At 46.9% G+C, this 18,091-nt stretch carries 11 protein-coding genes and 1 pseudogene; all 12 read left to right on the top strand.

The window, feature by feature from the left end:
* The first annotated feature begins 253 nt into the window (after positions 1-253).
* The 12 genes and pseudogenes from ACYRYG_RS04615 (at position 254) to ileS (ending at position 18,079) form a co-directional block, all read left to right on the top strand.
* Complete coding sequence (locus ACYRYG_RS04615) at positions 254-1,249, top strand: AAA family ATPase (RefSeq protein WP_293415907.1); 996 nt, start codon at positions 254-256, stop codon at positions 1,247-1,249.
* A gap of 59 nt (positions 1,250-1,308) precedes the next feature.
* A complete protein-coding gene (locus ACYRYG_RS04610) occupies positions 1,309-2,211 on the top strand; it encodes a DUF58 domain-containing protein (protein WP_293415909.1) in 903 nt (300 codons plus the stop codon).
* A gap of 29 nt (positions 2,212-2,240) precedes the next feature.
* Entirely contained in the window at positions 2,241-3,320 is a 1,080-nt protein-coding gene (locus tag ACYRYG_RS04605) for a BatD family protein (protein WP_293415911.1), read from the top strand.
* Between the two features lie 5 nt (positions 3,321-3,325).
* A complete protein-coding gene (locus ACYRYG_RS04600) occupies positions 3,326-4,324 on the top strand; it encodes a vWA domain-containing protein (RefSeq protein WP_293415913.1) in 999 nt (332 codons plus the stop codon).
* 33 nt (positions 4,325-4,357) lie between these two features.
* Positions 4,358-5,383, top strand: a complete 1,026-nt coding sequence (locus tag ACYRYG_RS04595; protein WP_293415915.1) for a vWA domain-containing protein — start codon at positions 4,358-4,360, stop codon at positions 5,381-5,383.
* Positions 5,380-6,114, top strand: coding sequence for a tetratricopeptide repeat protein (locus ACYRYG_RS04590; RefSeq protein ID WP_460197769.1), 735 nt, complete (start codon positions 5,380-5,382; stop codon positions 6,112-6,114). Before ACYRYG_RS04595 ends, ACYRYG_RS04590 begins: the two co-directional genes overlap by 4 nt.
* A 75-nt stretch (positions 6,115-6,189) precedes the next feature.
* Positions 6,190-8,790, top strand: a pseudogene (locus tag ACYRYG_RS04585) (BatD family protein).
* A gap of 238 nt (positions 8,791-9,028) precedes the next feature.
* Positions 9,029-9,562, top strand: a complete 534-nt coding sequence (locus tag ACYRYG_RS04580; protein ID WP_460197768.1) for a phosphatase PAP2 family protein — start codon at positions 9,029-9,031, stop codon at positions 9,560-9,562.
* An 11-nt stretch (positions 9,563-9,573) separates the two neighbouring features.
* Complete coding sequence (locus tag ACYRYG_RS04575; protein ID WP_293415919.1) at positions 9,574-10,848, top strand: S-adenosylmethionine:tRNA ribosyltransferase-isomerase; 1,275 nt, start codon at positions 9,574-9,576, stop codon at positions 10,846-10,848.
* 91 nt (positions 10,849-10,939) lie between these two features.
* On the top strand, positions 10,940-12,094 hold the full coding sequence (locus ACYRYG_RS04570) for a DUF2027 domain-containing protein (protein WP_293429833.1): 1,155 nt from the start codon (positions 10,940-10,942) through the stop codon (positions 12,092-12,094).
* Positions 12,095-12,288: 194 nt separating this feature from the next.
* Positions 12,289-14,301: an NAD(+) synthase gene (locus ACYRYG_RS04565; RefSeq protein WP_293415923.1), complete on the top strand. Its 2,013-nt coding sequence runs from the start codon at positions 12,289-12,291 to the stop codon at positions 14,299-14,301.
* Positions 14,302-14,431: 130 nt separating this feature from the next.
* Positions 14,432-18,079, top strand: coding sequence for an isoleucine--tRNA ligase (ileS, locus tag ACYRYG_RS04560; RefSeq protein ID WP_460197767.1), 3,648 nt, complete (start codon positions 14,432-14,434; stop codon positions 18,077-18,079).
* Positions 18,080-18,091: the final 12 nt, after the last annotated feature.

The following is an 18,091-nucleotide window of genomic DNA, read 5'->3' as shown; positions in this document are numbered from 1 at the left end:
AAAATGCACGAAGATCGTGTCTTATCTTTCTTGTTTTCTTTCTAGGCTGTTTTTTTGTATAAAGTAAGGGAGACTGTGCCTTTTACAACGGACGGTTTTCTTAAGTGGTCTTCTCAAACGCCTTAAAAGTTTCTTAAAATATAGGTTTTAAGAAGTATTTTTAATATATTTTACATACAAGTTTTCGCTCCTCTCTATGAATTTCAGTATTTTTGCGGTGTATTTTTGGAATTAACATAAAAAACTGATCATTATGGCTGAATCGATAGATATCCGTGAACTGAATGAGCGGATAGAACAGCAGAGCCGGTTCGTCACGGACTTGACGATGGGCATGAATAAAGTGATTGTTGGGCAGAAACATCTGATAAATTCTTTGCTCATCGGATTACTGAGTGATGGACATATTCTCCTTGAAGGTGTCCCGGGACTGGCTAAGACATTGGCTATCAAGACACTGGCACAGTTGATTGATGCTCACTACAGCAGAATTCAGTTTACTCCTGATCTGTTGCCTGCTGACGTCATTGGTACTCTGATTTATTCCCAGAAAGATGAAAGCTTTAAGGTGAAAAAGGGTCCTGTGTTTGCTAACTTTGTCTTGGCTGATGAGATTAACCGTGCTCCGGCGAAAGTACAGAGTGCTTTGCTTGAAGCCATGCAGGAACATCAGGTGACCATAGGGGAGCAGACGTTTAAGTTGCCGGATCCTTTCATGGTCATGGCCACACAGAATCCGATAGAGCAGGAAGGAACCTATCAGTTGCCAGAAGCACAGGTAGACCGTTTCATGCTTAAGGTGGTCATCGATTATCCTTCTCTGGATGAAGAGAAGCAGATTATCCGGGAAAATCTGTCCGAAAGTATGCCGGTGGTCTCTCCTGTGGTGAATGCTGACGAGATCCTCAAGGCCCGTGCGGTCGTAAATGAGGTCTATATCGATGAAAAAATCGAACAGTATATTGCTGAAATCGTGTTCGCCAGCCGTTATCCGGAACGTTATGGGATGTCGGAACTCAAGGATATGATCAACTTCGGGGGGAGCCCCCGTGCCAGTATTGCCCTGGCCAAAGCTGGACGGGCATACGCCTTTATACATCATCGGGGGTATGTGATTCCTGAAGATATACGTGCGGTCGTTCATGATGTGATGCGTCATCGTATCGGCTTGAGCTATGAGGCTGAGGCGGCTAATGTTACTTCTGAAGAGATCGTCAGTAAAATTATCAATAAGGTCGAAGTACCTTGATCAATAAAGGCAGGGAAGGGGAAACTCCGTTGCTGATAGATTTGTTTGGTTAATCAGATATGGATACGCAAGAGATCTTAAAGAAAGTAAGGAAGATAGAAATAAAGACCCGCGGACTGAGTCAGAATATCTTTGCAGGGCAATATCATTCAGCCTTTAAGGGGAGGGGAATGTCCTTCTCAGAGGTAAGGGAATATCAGTTCGGGGATGATGTCCGTGATATCGACTGGAACGTGACGGCTCGTTTCCATCGGCCTTACATTAAAGTTTTCGAAGAGGAGCGGGAACTGACCGTTATGCTGCTCGTCGATGTCAGCGGTTCTCTTGACTTCGGAACAGTCCGGCAGACCAAGCGTGATATGGAGACGGAGATCGCAGCCACACTCGCTTTCAGCGCCATTCAGAACAATGACAAGATAGGGGTGATCTTCTTCAGTGACCGCATTGAAAAGTATATTCCGCCTAAAAAGGGAAGGAAGCATATCCTTCTGATTATCCGGGAATTGCTGGATTTCCATCCCCAGAGTGAAAAAACGGATGTGGCCCAGGCCGTGGAATACCTTACCCGTGTCCAGCGAAGAAGGTGTACGGCTTTCCTGATCAGTGATTTTTATGACCGTGACCGTACCGTCCGGGTAGAAGGACAGGAAGAGAGTGCCTTGGGACATGCTCTGAAAATCGCCAACCATAAGCATGATGTCGTGGCTATACAGGTGTATGACCCGCGTGCCAAACGTCTGCCGGATGTGGGGATGATGAAAGTGAAGGATGCAGAGACGGGGCATGAGATGTATATTGACACCGGCTCCGCAAAACTCCGCCGGGCTCATACCCGCTATTGGCTGGAACGCGAAGATTGGCTGAAAGGGATCTTTGCAAAGAGTCGTGTTGACTGGACGAGTATTGCTACAGATGAGGATTTTTCCAAGTCGTTGCTTCTCCTTTTCAAACAACGTTCATGACGGATGATTTAACAAGTAGATGTTGTAGAATGAATCAGTTCATCAGAAAAATAGTTATAGGAATCGTCACGGTTCTGTGTGCATCGCCCGTCTGGTCACAGGTTCAGGTGGAGCAGAAAATAGACTCCATGCAGATCTTGATCGGCCAACAGGCGAATTTACATCTGACGGTGGCTTTGAGAAAGGGGCAGAAAGCTTATATGCCGGCATTCAAAAGATCTCAAATGATCACTCCGGGGGTGGAAGTCCTTTCGTGGAATGACGGTGATACGACGTCCCTAGATAATGGGAGGGTACAAATAGAACGTACTTATACGCTGACATCCTTTCACCAGAAACTTTATCCTATTCCTGCCTTGAACGTGAAAGTGGATGGAAAAAATTACCATGGTAACCAACTGGCGCTGAAGGTACTGACAGTTCCTGTGGATACTTTGCACCCTGATAAGTTCTATCCTCCTAAAGACGTCCAGAGCAATATCTTTGAATGGAGGGACTGGAGTCCTGTGTTCTGGGGCAGTATGCTGATGCTTCTGCTTTGTGCCTTCTTCTTCTATTGCTATGTGCGGTTAAAGGAGAACAAACCGATTATGGTCCACTTCAGGATAATCAAACGGGTTCCGGCACACGAGAAGGCTCTGAGTAAAATACAGAAGATCAAGCATGAGCATGTGGAGAATATGGAGGGTGAGAAAGCTTATTATACACAGCTTACGGATGCATTGAGGGAATATATTCAGAACCGGTTCGGCTTTCGTGCGAAAGAGATGACCAGTTCGGACATCATAGAACGTTTGCGTCAGGCCGGAGATCAGGAGATGATCAGTGAACTGACGGAGCTCTTTCAGACAGCGGACCTGGTGAAATTTGCGAAATATGAAACTTTTATTAATGAAAATGATAGGAATCTGGTCAACGCTATCAAGTTTATAGATGAGACGAAGACGAATGAAGTGCCGGCAGAGGAGAAGGTGGCCCCGACATTAAGTGCTTCTGATCAGAAAACTCGTGATACCCGTCGTAATATAAAGATTGCGCTCACCGTGACGGGACTGGTCACTATAATTCTTCTCGTTTATGTGATCGTACAGGTGGTGAAGCTAATTTAGTAGATATGGAATTTGCAAACAAAGGATATTTTCTGCTGCTCCTGTTACTGATACCTTATATACTATGGTATTTTCTGTACAGGAAAAAGAGTGAACCTACGATGAAAATGAGCGATACCCGTGCTTACGAGTATGCTCCTAAAAGTTTGCGCATGAGGCTGATGCACTTGCCTATGCTGCTCCGGTGCATTACTTTTGCGTTGATAGTGATCATCCTGGCTCGCCCTCAGACACATAATGCCTGGAATCATAAGACCGTAGAAGGGATAGACATCATGATGTGTATGGACGTTTCTACAAGTATGTTGGCAGAGGACCTGAAGCCGAATCGTATTGAGGCTGCCAAGGAGGTAGCTGAAGAATTCATAGCCAGTCGTCCAAATGATAATATAGGGTTGACGATCTTTGCCGGTGAGGCTTTCACACAGTGCCCGATGACTACTGATCATGCCAGCCTGCTGGCCCTTCTCCATAATGTACGTACGGATATTGCTGCCAGAGGGCTGATCGACGATGGTACGGCCCTGGGAATGGGACTGGCAAGTGCTATCTCTCGTCTTCAGAACTCAAAAGCAAAAAGTAAAGTGGTGATTCTGCTGACGGATGGTTCTAATAATATGGGGGACATCTCTCCCATGACAGCCGCCCAGATCGCGAAGAGACTGGGTATCCGGGTGTATACCATCGGTGTAGGTACGAACACGGTGGCTCCTTACCCGGTGCAGATTGCGGGAACGACACAGTATGTAAACCTTCCGGCTGAAGTGGATGTGCAGACTCTCCGCTCGATTGCAAGTGCGACAGGCGGTAATTTCTATCGTGCCACGAATACGTCTCAATTGAGGAAAATTTATCATGATATAGACCAACTTGAAAAATCGAAGATGAATGTGCAGCATTTCGCAAAACGTTATGATGCTTACCAGCCCTTTGCTCTTGCTGCGCTCTGCTTCTTGCTCCTGGAAATTCTCCTCAGGATTACGTGGTTCCGCCGCATACCCTGATCAGATGGTTAGAAATGTTAGAAATATTCAGAAATGTTTAGATTTGAGGATCCTATATATCTGTGGGCTTTAATTGCTGTCCCGGTTCTGATTGTTATCCGTCTGGTCGGGTGGCATCAGCGTCGCAGTAAATTACGGAAGTTCGGTGACAAAGACCTTCTGAAAGGTTTGATGCCGGATGTATCCAAGTATCGCCCTGGCGTGAAGTTCTGGCTCTTGATAGCTGCCTTGGCTTTGGTAGTGGTCATGCTTGCCCGTCCTCAGATGGGCACTAAGGTGTCCAACGAAAAACGTAAAGGGATACAGGCAATTATCTGTCTGGATATATCCAATTCCATGCTGGCACAGGATGTGGAACCGTCCCGTCTGGAGCGGAGCAAGATGCTGGTCGAAAACTTGGTGGATAAGTTTAATAATGATAAGATCGGACTGATCGTTTTTGCCGGTGAAGCATACGTCCAGTTACCGATTACCTCTGATTATGTTTCGGCTAAGATGTTTCTCAATGATATTGAACCTGGATTGATCCAGACTCAGGGAACTGATATTGCACAGGCTATCAATCTGGCCATGCATAGTTTTTCGCAGGAGGATGACCAGTCGGGTAAGGCTATTATCGTGATCACGGATGCTGAGGATCATGAAGGTGGAGCCGAGGCTGCAGCCAAGGCTGCTCATAAGGCAGGGATTAATGTGTTTGTGCTCGGCGTAGGAACTGGCAAGGGGGCTCCCATACCTATGGGGAATGGTTCTTACTTGAAGGATCGGAGTGGAAATACGGTGATGACTGCCTTCAATGAGCAGACCGCTCAGCAGATAGCCCAGGCTGGTGATGGTACCTATATCCATGTGGATAATACAACCAATGTCGAGGATCAGCTCAATGCGGCCCTCTCGAAGTTGCAGCATGGGGATTCGGAATCTGTCATATACAGTGCTTATAATGAGCAATTCCAGGTCGTGGGATGGATCGTCCTTATCCTTCTCATCCTTGAGGTGTGTATCTCGGAAGCTAAAAATCCGTTGTTCAAAAAGGTAAAAATCTTTAGGAAGAAATGATGAGACCGTATGCTAAATATATCATTCTGGGTGCAGTCCTGCTGCTGGCAGGCTTCTGTCTGGTGATGGCTGTTCCTGATATGAAACCTCAGGCGGACAGAACTTTTATCCGTGAGGGTAACAAACTTTATCATGCTCGTAAATGGACGGCTGCGGAAACGCTGTACAGGAAAGCAATAGCAGCCAATGCAGATAATTCTCAGGCTGCCTATAATCTGGGGTGTGCCTTGATGATGCAGCATAAGGACTCTCTCGCTGTGCAACAGTTTATGAAGTCTGGACAGATGGAAAAGGGAAAGATCCGGAAATCATGGAGCTATCATAATTCGGGGGTGATCTTCGAAAGCCACCGGCAGTATGGACAGGCGATACCGTTCTACGAAGAGGCTCTGAGAAATAATCCGTCTGATGATCAGACTCGTTATAATCTTGCGCTCTGCCAGAAATTATTGAAGAATCAGCCAAAGAATAAGAATCAAAACAAAAACAAGAATAAGAACAAGAACAAGAATAAAAACAATAAGAATAAGCAAAATCAGAAGAATCAGAACAAACAGAATCAGAACAAAAATCAAAACAAGAATCAACAGAATCCCAATCAGCCTCAGATGAGCAAACAGAATGCCGAGCAACTTCTGAATGCGGCTGTCCAGCAGGAGCAGGCTACGAAGGCTAAGCTCCAGAAAGACATGGTACAGCCTCGGAGAAAGCAATTGGATAAGGACTGGTAAATAACAGGTCGTCCGGAAGACGGAAGGGAACCTCTTCTTCTGTCTCAACGGATGAAATTCAAGGATAATTATTATATGAAACGTTTCTATACATATCTGTTTCTAAGCCTGTTCCTCGTTGTGGGTTATATGCCGCTATGGGCACAGAGAATGTCTGTCTCTGCTCCTTCACATGTAGCTGTGGGGGAAAACTTCCGTATAGCTTATACGGTGAATACTCAGGATGTGTCAGAGTTCCGTGGTGGTAATGTTCCTGAAGGACTCGAAGTAGTTGCTGGACCGTATTCTTCTTCTCAGTCCAGTTTTACGATGGTGAACGGCCATACAAGCAGCTCGTCATCCATCACTTATACTTATACCCTTTACGCTGAACGGGGAGGACATTATACTATTCCAGGAGCCCATGCTGTGGTAGATGGAAGGCGCATCGCTTCCGGGGCTGCCCATATCCATGTATCCGGGCATGCCCAGGCTAATGGCGGGGCTCCGAATATGCAGGGCAGTCCGGCGAGTGCGCCTCGTATGCGTGCTGCAGGTTCTCGTATAACGGGTAATGAACTCTTTATCAGGGTGACGGCAAGTAAGCGAAGGGTACATGAACAGGAACCGGTTCTCCTTACTTATAAGGTCTATACGACGGTGAACTTGACCCAACTGGAAGGGAAAATGCCGGATCTGAATGGATTTCATACTCAGGAGGTACAACTCCCGCAACAGAAAACTTTCCATATAGAGAAGATCAATGGCAGACCTTATCGCTGTGTCACGTGGAGTGAATATGTCATGTATCCTCAGATGACGGGTAATCTGAAAATACCCAGTATCATGTTCAAAGGGATAGTAGAAGAGGAAAATAGAAATGTTGATCCTTTTGAAGCATTCTTTAATGGGGGATCCGATTATGTGGATGTGAAGAAGAGCATCATTGCCCCGGGGATGACTATTCATGTGGATCCACTGCCACCTAGTCCTTCCGGCTTTTCCGGAGGGGTGGGCAAGTTTAATATTACCGCCCAACTCAACAAGAAGGAAGTTAAGGCGGGGGAGCCGATCACCCTGCGTGTCGTCATCGGTGGAGTGGGCAACTTGAAACTGCTGAAGCAGCCGGTCGTCAATTTCCCCAAAGGTTTTGACACCTACGATGCCAAGGTGACGGATAAAACCAAACTGACGGCTAATGGGGTGGAAGGAAATATGGTGTATGACTTTCTAGCCGTTCCCCGTAACCAGGGCAGATATACTATTCCGTCAGTCAAGATGACCTATTATGACGTGACTGCCAATGCTTATAAAACGATTCATACCCAGCCGTTTGTGCTGAATGTAGGAAAAGGTGACGGGAATGAGTCTGGGGTTACTGATTTCTCGGATATGAAAGACCAGGATATTCATCCGATCAAATTGGGCCGTTGCAGCTTCCATCAGGTTAATCATTTCTTCTTTGGAAGCACAGGGTATATGATGATCCTGTTCTTGCTTATAGCTGCTTTTGCGGCATTGTTGATCATCTTCAGAAAGCGCGCGGCTGAGATGGCTGACAGGGTGAAGATGAGGGGTAAAAAAGCTAATAAGGTCGCAAAGAGAAGACTGAGACGAGCCAGCCTGCTGATGATCAAAGGCCGGCAGGCTGAGTTTTATGATGAAGTGCTCAGGGCTTTATGGGGATATATCAGTGACAAACTGAATATGCCTGTGGAGCAGCTCACCCGTGAGAATATCCAGGATAATCTGGCCGCTTGTCAGGTGGATGAGGAAACCATCAGAAAATTCGTCGGAGCCTTGGATGAATGTGAATTTGAACGTTATGCACCGGGAGATCCGCAGGGGAATATGGAGCGGACGTTCGATAGTGCAATGACCGCGATCATGAATATAGAGGATGTGATGAAAAAAGGTAATAGAAATTCCGTAAACAGATAAATTATGAAGAAATTACGATTCCTTTTCCTCTGTTTGCTTTTGCTGGCCTTTGGCCAGAATGTCTTGGCACTTACAAAAGCTGATGCGGATGCTGAATATACGAAAGGTAATTACCAGCAGGCAATCAAGGACTATCAGCAACTCCTGAAAAAGGGGGTCAGCGCGGCTTTGTATTATAATCTGGGGAATGCTTATTATCGCAGTGATAATATTCCCCAGGCTGTTCTGGCTTATGAAAGGGCCCATCTGATTCAACCGGGAGACAAGGATATTCGGTTTAATCTCGATTTTGCACGGAGTAAGACTATTGATAAGATTATTCCTCAGAACGAGGTGTTCTTCGTCTCCTGGTATAAGGACCTGGTGAGTTTTACCAGTGTGGACCGCTGGGCACATATCGCTATAGGCACACTGCTGTTGGCTTTAATCCTTATCCTGGCCTATCTTTTCGGAAAAAGTCTGGCACTGCGGAAAGTGGGATTCTATGGCGCGTGTGTGTCTGTAGTCGTTTTCCTGCTATGTAACCTCTTTGCCTTTCAACAGAAATCGGATCTTCTGCACCGTACGGGAGCGATCGTTACCTCTCCTTCTATTTCCGTGAAGAAAACTCCGGCGAAGAATAGTGGGGAGGCTTTTGTCATCCATGAGGGGACCCGGGTGGACATTACGGATTCGACCATGGAGCGATGGAGAGGCATTAAACTTGCCGATGGTCGTGAGGGATGGTTGCGGACCAACCAGATAGAAGGGATTTAGTTCACTGTCGGCTGACAGCAGATAATGGGAGTAGAAGATAATCACTGATCGGAAATCTTGAAGATCATAATAGAAAAATAAATTGGAATTCTTAGAATTAGACAGAATTATATTCAATTTTTTCAATGGGAGTCAATCGCAATTCGCGGATGGTTTAGTCTTGGCTCTCACATCAGGGCTCACATGGATTCCTTTGTATATCGTGCTTTTCTATCTTGTGTTGAAAAACAATGAGACAATGGCACAGATCATGCTGGTGGTAGGATGTGTGGCTTTATGTGTGTTGCTGACCGATGGTATAGACAATGGCATCATCAAGCCTCTCGTGGCGCGATGCCGTCCGTCTGATGATCCGCTATGGAAATATTCTGTCGATGTAGTACATGGCTATAGGGGCGAGGGGTTCAGTTTCTTCTCTGCTCATGCCGCCAATACGATGGGTCTGGCGGTGTTCTTCTGCCTCCTGGTCCGTAGCCGCCTGCTGAGTTTTACATTGGTCTTCTGGTCTTTGCTCAATGGATGGACAAGAATCTACCTGGGTGTGCATTATCCCAGTGATGTGCTCGCCGGTTGGGCTTTCGGTGCATTGACAGGATTCCTGGTCTATTTGTTTTATCATAAAATGTACTACAAGATTTCTCCAAAACTGAATTATATTTCATCCCAATACACGAAAACTGGTTACGACTACAGTGATGTAGACGTGGTGATGACCGTACTGGCTTTCACATTGGTATATGCTCTCTTCAGAGGGATTATACCCAATTATTAAAAGATAAATTTATGGATACTAAACACATTAGAATTGCTGATTTCAATTATGACTTACCTGATGACAAAATAGCTGAACATCCTAATCCCCAGCGGGATCATGCCAAACTCCTCCTTTACCAGCATGGGGTGGTGAGCGAGGATATTTTCTATCATATAACCAGGTATCTTCCTGAAGGTGCCTTGATGGTCTTCAATAATACAAGGGTTATCCAGGCGCGTATGCACTTTCGTAAGGAGACGGGTGCGCTGATAGAGATCTTTCTCATGGAACCTGCCGTTCCTTCTGATTATGAACGGATGTTCCAGACCACCGGGCATTGCTCCTGGCTGTGTATGGTGGGGAATATGAAGAAGTGGAAAGAGGGTTCTCTTGTGCGGGATTTTGAAATCAAAGGACATCAGTTTTCTTTGAAGGCTACCATGCTCAGGGGAGATGAACTGAATGCGGAACAGAAAAAAATGACTGATCATACGGGAGGAACAAATTATTGGATCAATTTTGACTGGGATGCTGATCAGGTGAACTTCGCTGATATTCTTGAACAGGTGGGTGAACTTCCTATCCCGCCTTATCTGAATCGTTCTACGGAGGAGAGTGACAAGATTGACTATCAGACGGTCTATTCTAAAATTAACGGGAGTGTGGCGGCACCTACTGCCGGTCTTCATTTTACGGATCAGGTCCTGAAAGATATTGATCTCAAAGGCATTGTCCGTGATGAGGTGACCTTGCATGTGGGGGCTGGTACTTTTAAACCGGTAAAAACAGAGGAGATCGAAGGCCATGAGATGCATTCTGAATATATCGTTGTCCACCGCCATACCTTCGAACGTCTTCTGGAGCATCATTGCGGGTGCATAGCTGTCGGCACCACTTCTGTCCGCACGCTGGAGAGCCTCTATTATATGGGGGCTTATCTGCAGACTCATCCTGATGCCAGTGAGGAGGACCTGCACGTGAATCAGTGGGACCCGTACGATAACGGCAGGGATGGGGGCCTGGCAGAGGGCATCACCCCGGAACAGGCGGTCAGGAATATCCTGGCTTACCTGGACCGGAATGGCCTGGACGCCCTTCATTCAAGTACGGCTCTCTTCATCGCACCGGGATATACGTATAAGTTTGTCAAATTGCTGGTTACCAATTTTCATCAGCCTGAGAGCACGTTGCTGCTTTTGGTCAGTGCTTTCCTGCATGGTGACTGGAAGAAAGTATACCGGTATGCCTTGACTCATGACTTTAAGTTCCTGAGCTATGGTGATGCCTGCCTGCTGATTCCTTAGGGATGGGTCGGTCTATGGATATGGACCGTCCGGCAGTAATTTGGATTTTGTGATCATTAATGTAAGTAAGTAAGAAAGATAGATAGATAATATGAAAATAGGTGACAAGGTAAGGTTCCTGTCGGAGACAGGCGGCGGTAAGGTGGCTGGCTTCCAGGGCAATGGCATCGTACTGGTCGAGGATGAGGATGGATTTCAGATCCCCACTCCCGTTAATGATGTAGTGGTCGTCTCTACTGATGACTACAGTATGGGGAAAATGATTTCTGAAAAAATGGATGCCAAGGAAAAGGCGGAAGCCCATGCCCGGACGGAACTGAAAAATGACCGGAAAAGTATCAAGGCTATGCTCGATGCGGATGATGATGAGCAGGCGGAGGAAGAGCAGGAGAATGATCCTGCGGATCAAAAAGTTACTTTCCGCAAGCCTGCAGAGGAAAGGAAGGGAGGTGACCGGCTGTCGGTCTATCTGGCTTTTTTACCGGGAGATGTCCTGGCTCTGCCGGACACACAGTTTGAAACCTATCTGGTCAATGATAGTAATTATACCATCGGCTATGCTTACCTTCACGCTGAAGGGAACGCCTGGACGCTCAGGCAACAGGCTGAGGTGGAGCCGAATACTAAACTCTTCATCGAGAAGGACTCCCTGATGGAGATCGGCCAGTTGGGACATATCGCTTTGCAGATCATTGCTTATAAGAAGGACAAGCCTTTTTTGTGGAAATCTCCGGTGGAGGCTCAGTTTCATATCGATGCCGTGAAATTCTGTAAACAGGGGTCATTCGCTGAAAATGATTTCTTTGACCAGAAGGCATTGCTCTATCCGGTCATCGAGAATGATGTTATCAGCCACCCCTTGCATCTGGATTCCAAAAAGTTGAAGGCTGAACTCTACCATAAGGAGACGCAGACACAGGTGCCTGTGACAGCTGCTGTGGATAAGTGTGCAAGGAAAAAGGATGATCCGCTGGTCGTGGATCTTCATTCTTCGGCTTTGCTGGAAACGACGGACGGAATGGAAGCAGTGGATATTCTCCATTACCAACTGGATTATTTCCGGAAAATAATGGATGAGAATATGAACAGAAAAGGACTGAAAATCGTCTTCATTCATGGTAAGGGTGAGGGGGTCCTCCGCCATGCCTTGATCCATGAGATCAACTATCGGTATAAGCATTGTACATATCAGGATGCTTCTTTTCAGGAATATGGATATGGCGCCACTCAGGTGACCATACACTGAGGAGCAGAACAGAGATTACATTATTAATTTGACTAAATATAAATATATTGGTATCTCTTTCCGGGATGCCGGGATCGAAACTAATAATAAGGCCGGCATCTGGGGTGACAATATGAAAAGTGGCATCATCTGACAGGAAATGTGCGGTCTTAAACTAATAACAATATTCTCGCGTCAATAAAAAATTAAAGGTTATGGAATACGGTTTCATCAAAGTAGCAAGCGCTGTCCCTTCTGTAAAGGTAGGCGATGTGCGATTTAACACCCAGCAGATAGAAAGTATCATCGTTCAGGCTGAAGGAATGGGGGTGGAGATCATCGTCTTTCCGGAACTTTCCATTACGGGATATTCTTGCCAGGATCTCTTTCACCAGCAACTGCTCCTGGATGCTTCGGAGAATTCTCTGATGATGTTGCTGAATGTCACCCGGCAACTGGATATTATCGCTATTGTGGGACTTCCTGTGGTGGTGGGTGACTTGCTGCTGAATTGTGCAGCCGTCATTCAGAAAGGCAAACTCCTGGGACTGGTTCCTAAAACCTATCTCCCTGAGTACAGTGAGTTCTATGAGAAAAGGTGGTTCGCTTCTGCACAGGATGTGAAGGCAACGGAAATCCGTTTTGCAGGACACAAAATACTGATTACTCCTGACTTGCAGTTATTTACTACTTCCAAAGGGGCTACGTTTGGCGTTGAAATCTGTGAGGATGTATGGGCTCCTACTCCACCGAGCAATGGACTTGCCCTGGCTGGTGCCCAACTGATCTTCAACCTTTCCGCCAGCGATGAACTGAGTGGTAAGCATGCTTATCTCAAGAGCCTTCTCTCTAACCAGAGTGCACGTACCATGACGGGTTATATCTATAGCTCCTGCGGCTTTGGTGAAAGTACACAGGATGTCGTGTATGGCGGAAATGCCATAATTTATGAAAACGGCCACTTGCTCGCTGAATCCGAACGGTTTTCCCTTAACAGCCAACTTGAGATTGCTCAGATTGACATCGAAAAACTCCAGACGGAACGACGGTGTAATTCTACTTATGTGAATGCGCAGCGTAATGTGAAATATGCCATGCAGGAATCAGGTTTGTCTATTCATCATATTGTTACGGCTTCTCCTGATATGGAACGGGATTTCGTGCTGGACCGTACCGTGGACCCGCATCCTTTTATTCCAAAGGAAAAAGACAGAAATGCTTCTTGCGAAGAGATTATCAATATACAGGTGCTGGGTCTTGCAAAGAGAATCGTCCATACTCACGTGAAGACGGTCATCGTCGGCATCAGTGGGGGACTGGATTCCACTCTGGCCCTTCTGGTGTGCGTGAAAACTTTCGATAAACTCGGATTGGACCGTAAGGGAATTATAGGGGTGACCATGCCGGGGTTCGGTACGACGGATCGTACTCATCATAATGCGGTCATCCTCATGAAGAGCCTGGGGGTCTCTGTCCGTGAAATTAATATCAGCAAGGCTGTGACCCAGCATTTTCAGGACATTGGACATGATGCGAATATCCATGACATTACTTATGAAAACTGTCAGGCACGGGAAAGGACACAGATCCTGATGGATCTGGCTAATCAACTCGAGGGTATGGTCATCGGAACGGGTGATTTGAGCGAACTGGCACTGGGCTGGGCTACCTATAATGGAGACCACATGAGCATGTATGGTGTCAATGCGAGTATCCCGAAAACCTTGATACAGTTTCTTTTGGAACATATCGCCGACAGCCCTATTGATGAGACCAGCAGGACGGCATTGCTGGATATTATCAATACTCCGATTTCTCCAGAACTGATCCCTGCGGACGAAAACGGACAGATCCAGCAGAAGACGGAAGATCTGGTAGGTCCATACGAACTGCATGATTTCTTCCTGTATTACTTCCTCCGGTATGGGTTCCGCCCGGGAAAGATCTTCCTGCTGGCCAAGAAAGCCTTTATTGATCAGAGGAGCAAAGAGAAGACGGCTGAGCGTAAAACTGTCTCCGGGGCTGAATTGGGGGGCACTTACGATGAAGAGACGATCAAGAAATGGCTTAAAGTCTTCCTCCGCAGATTCTTTGCCCAGCAGTTCAAGCGCAGTTGCCTTCCGGACGGACCGAAAGTGGGAAGCGTGAGCCTGAGCCCTCGTGGAGACTGGCGTATGCCTTCTGATGCCTCCAGCAGTATCTGGCTGGAAGAAGCTGAGAGTTTGTAAAGGGTGGATTCTTGACTTAAAGCAGAATGTCGTGAAAATAGAAAAATTGTAAGAGTATTGCTGTTAAGACATTTTTTTTTGTTATCTTTGCAACCCTGAAGAATTAAGTTATAAAACAAGAATTTGTATAATGGCTAAGAAATTTGCCGAGCATAACGGCCTGAATCTTGTAGAGATCAATAAAGATGTGTTAGCTGAGTGGAAGAAAGAAAATATCTTCCATCGCTCGATAGATGAACGAAAAGGGTGTCCTGAATTTGTTTTCTTTGAAGGACCTCCTTCTGCTAACGGCCATCCTGGAATACACCATGTCCTGGCGCGTTCCATCAAGGATACCATCAACCGCTATAAGACCATGAGGGGATTCCGGGTGCCGCGGAAGGCAGGATGGGATACCCATGGACTTCCCGTGGAGATCGGAGTGGAAAAGGAACTGGGCATTTCTAAGAAAGACATCGACAATCAGAAAAGTGACAAGTATATTTCTGTAGAGGACTATAACCGTAAATGTCGTGAGAATGTCATGAAATTTACGGAAGAATGGGATTCTCTCACTCAGAAGATGGGCTATTTCATTGACCTGCAGCATCCTTATATCACTTATGATAATAAGTACATTGAAACCCTATGGTGGCTGTTGAAGCAACTGTATAATAAGGGCTTGCTTTATAAGGGATATACTATCCAGCCTTACAGCCCGGCAGCAGGCACGGGATTGAGCTCGCACGAACTGAGCCAGCCGGGGTGCTACCGGGACGTGAAGGACACTACGGTGACGGCACAGTTCCTGATCACCGATCCGAAACCGGAATGGTCTGGATGGGGGAAACCATATTTCATCGCCTGGACGACAACGCCATGGACACTGCCCTCAAATGTGGCTCTTTGCGTAGGTCCGAAGATCGACTATGTGGCTATCCAGACTTATAATCTCTATAATGGGGAGCCGATGACGCTCATCATGGGTGAGAATCGTATCACTGCCTATCTGAAAGCTGACCAGGAGGTGAAGGGCGGGAAAGATCCGCTGCCTCCTTTTGATAAGACGAAGAAGATTTGCCCCTGGAGGGTGATCGGCCGTATGAAAGGGGTGGACCTCGAAGGCGTGCACTACCGCCAGTTGATGCCTTGGACCCGGCCATGTGAGAAAATGGGGGATTATTCTCCTGAGTTTGTCAATGACTATGGGGCAAAGCATCCGGAAAAAGTCTTTGTCGGGGAAGACGGACGGGACCGTTTTGTTGAGATGTCGGACAGAGCTTTCCGTGTCATCCTGGGTGACTATGTGACAACGGATGACGGTACGGGCATCGTGCATATTGCTCCGACTTTCGGTGCGGATGATGCTAAGGTGTCCAGGGATGCCGGCGTTCCGGGAATCTATCTGGTCAACAAAAAGGAAGAGACTCGCCCGATGGTTGACCTTCAGGGGAAATATTATGAACTGAAGGATCTGGATTCCCATTTCGTGGAGAAATGTGTGGATGTGGATGCTTACCGGCACCATGAGGGGGACTGGGTGAAAAATGCGTATAACCCGGTTTATACGGTCAATGGGGTATGGGATGTCAAGGCTTCTCAGAAAGCTGAGGACCTGAACATCATCCTCTGTATGGAGATGAAGGAAGAGGGGACGGCCTTTAAGATAGAAAAGTGCGTGCATAGTTATCCTCATTGCTGGCGGACAGATAAACCGATCCTTTATTATCCGCTGGATAGTTGGTTTATCAAGGATACGGCAAAGAAAAAGCAGATGGTCGCCCTTAACAAGACCATCCATTGGCAACCGGAGTCTACCGGTACAGGACGTTTTGGCAACTGGCTGGAAAATCTGAATGACTGGAATTTGTCCCGCTCTCGTTTCTGGGGCACCCCGCTGCCGATCTGGCGTGATGAGCACCGGAACGAGAAGTGTATAGGTTCTCTGGAAGAATTATATACGGAAATTGAAAAATCGGTTAAGGCGGGTTTCATGAAATCTAATCCGTTGAAGGACAGGGGGTTCGTTCCTGGTGATTATTCCCAGGAGAATTATGACCGTATTGATCTCCATCGGCCTTACATTGACTATATCGTCCTGGTCAGCGATGCGGGCAAGCCCATGCACAGGGAGAGTGATCTGATAGATGTCTGGTTTGATTCCGGCTCCATGCCGTATGCTCAGCAGCATTATCCTTTCGAGCATCCGCTGAATGCTGAGGGGGTGAAGGCTACGGGACTTTCTGAGACAGACTATCGCCAGCAGCTGATCCATAGCACTTATCAGGGGACGCCTGTTCCTCCTGCCTTCTATCCGGCAGATTTTATCAATGAGGGCGTAGACCAGACTCGTGGCTGGTTCTTTACCTTGCATGCCATCTCTACCATGATCTTCGGGCAGGTAGCTTTCAAGAATGTGATCAGTTCAGGACTTGTGTTGGATGCCAAGGGGAATAAGATGAGCAAGCATGTCGGCAACGTCACTGATCCGTTTGAGATGATCGATCAGTTTGGCGCAGATGCCGTCCGCTTTTATATGATGACAAACAGTGAACCGTGGGACAATCTGAAATTTGACCCTAAAGGGGTTGAAGAGGTAAGACGGAAGTTCTTCGGAACCTTGTATAATACGTATTCTTTCTTTGCTCTGTATGCCAATGTGGATCATTTTGATCCTGCTGCAAAGCAACTGGAGGTCAGCAGGCGCCCGGAGATAGACCGCTGGATACTCTCTTGCCTGAACACGCTGGTGAAGGGGGTGGCAACGGAACTGGATGATTATGATCCTACCCGTGCAGGCCGGTTGATAGATACTTTCGTGAATGATGACCTGAGCAATTGGTATGTGCGGCTGAACCGCAAGCGCTTCTGGGGCAAGGAGATGAGTGAGGATAAGCTGAGTGCCTATCAGACCCTTTATGCCTGTCTGATGACCGTTGCCAGGATACTCGCGCCGTTTGCTCCGTTCTGCTCGGATCGTCTCTATAAGGACCTGGGCGGCTTGAAAGACAGTGTGCATCTGGATGAATATCCTGTCGTGGATGAAACGATGATCGATACTGATCTGGAGGCTCGTATGTCTGTCGCTCAGAAGATCACTTCTATGGTGCTGGCCTTGCGCCGTAAAGTGAATATCCGGGTGCGTCAGCCTTTGGCGAAGATGATGATTCCTGCGGTCAATGATGAACAGAAAAAGCATATCATCGCTGTTTCTGATCTGATTAAGAACGAGGTGAACGTCAAGGAAATCGAGTTTATCGGTGAGCAGGGCGTCCTGGTCAAGAAAGCAAAATGTAATTTCCGCGTGATGGGTAAGAAGTTCGGGAAGTTGATGAAACCCATTGCTGCCTATATCAATACGCTGTCTCAGAAAGATATTGCTCTGCTGGAGACGGAAGGGCAACTGACTTTTGAGGTCAGCGGCCAGACGGTTACGGTGGACACTTCAGATGTGGACATTATCTCTGAGGATATACCGGGATGGCTGGTGGCCAATGAAGGCAATCTGACGGTTGCCCTGGAGGTCACCTTGACTCCTGAACTGAAGAAGGAGGGTATGGCTCGTGAACTTATCAATCGTATCCAGAACCTGCGCAAGGAGACTGGACTGGAGATCACGGACCGTATTATTGCTACGGTTGCCCCTCATCCTGAAACGGATGAGGCTATCCGCTCGTTCGGCGATATGATCAGGAAGCAGGTGCTTGCCAATCAGTTGAATATTGCTGACAATGACGGAACGGAGACGGAGTTTGATGATTTTAAATTGAATATCAAAGTTGAAAAAGATAATCGGTAAATAACTTAAAAT

The organism is Segatella asaccharophila (genome assembly GCF_054687055.1).
The sequence above is the reverse complement of the archived record's forward strand: the minus strand, read 5'-3'. Positions and strand labels throughout refer to the sequence as shown.

Excerpts from the sequence above, each read along its gene's own strand:
- ACYRYG_RS04615 (WP_293415907.1), top strand. The coding sequence starts at position 254 with ATGGCTGAATCGATAGATATCCGTGAACTGAATGAGCGGATAGAACAG.
- ACYRYG_RS04610 (WP_293415909.1), top strand. The coding sequence starts at position 1,309 with ATGGATACGCAAGAGATCTTAAAGAAAGTAAGGAAGATAGAAATAAAG.
- ACYRYG_RS04605 (WP_293415911.1), top strand. The coding sequence starts at position 2,241 with ATGAATCAGTTCATCAGAAAAATAGTTATAGGAATCGTCACGGTTCTG.
- ACYRYG_RS04600 (WP_293415913.1), top strand. The coding sequence starts at position 3,326 with ATGGAATTTGCAAACAAAGGATATTTTCTGCTGCTCCTGTTACTGATA.
- ACYRYG_RS04595 (WP_293415915.1), top strand. The coding sequence starts at position 4,358 with ATGTTTAGATTTGAGGATCCTATATATCTGTGGGCTTTAATTGCTGTC.
- ACYRYG_RS04590 (WP_460197769.1), top strand. The coding sequence starts at position 5,380 with ATGATGAGACCGTATGCTAAATATATCATTCTGGGTGCAGTCCTGCTG.
- ACYRYG_RS04580 (WP_460197768.1), top strand. The coding sequence starts at position 9,029 with ATGGCACAGATCATGCTGGTGGTAGGATGTGTGGCTTTATGTGTGTTG.
- ACYRYG_RS04575 (WP_293415919.1), top strand. The coding sequence starts at position 9,574 with ATGGATACTAAACACATTAGAATTGCTGATTTCAATTATGACTTACCT.
- ACYRYG_RS04570 (WP_293429833.1), top strand. The coding sequence starts at position 10,940 with ATGAAAATAGGTGACAAGGTAAGGTTCCTGTCGGAGACAGGCGGCGGT.
- ACYRYG_RS04565 (WP_293415923.1), top strand. The coding sequence starts at position 12,289 with ATGGAATACGGTTTCATCAAAGTAGCAAGCGCTGTCCCTTCTGTAAAG.
- ileS (WP_460197767.1), top strand. The coding sequence starts at position 14,432 with ATGGCTAAGAAATTTGCCGAGCATAACGGCCTGAATCTTGTAGAGATC.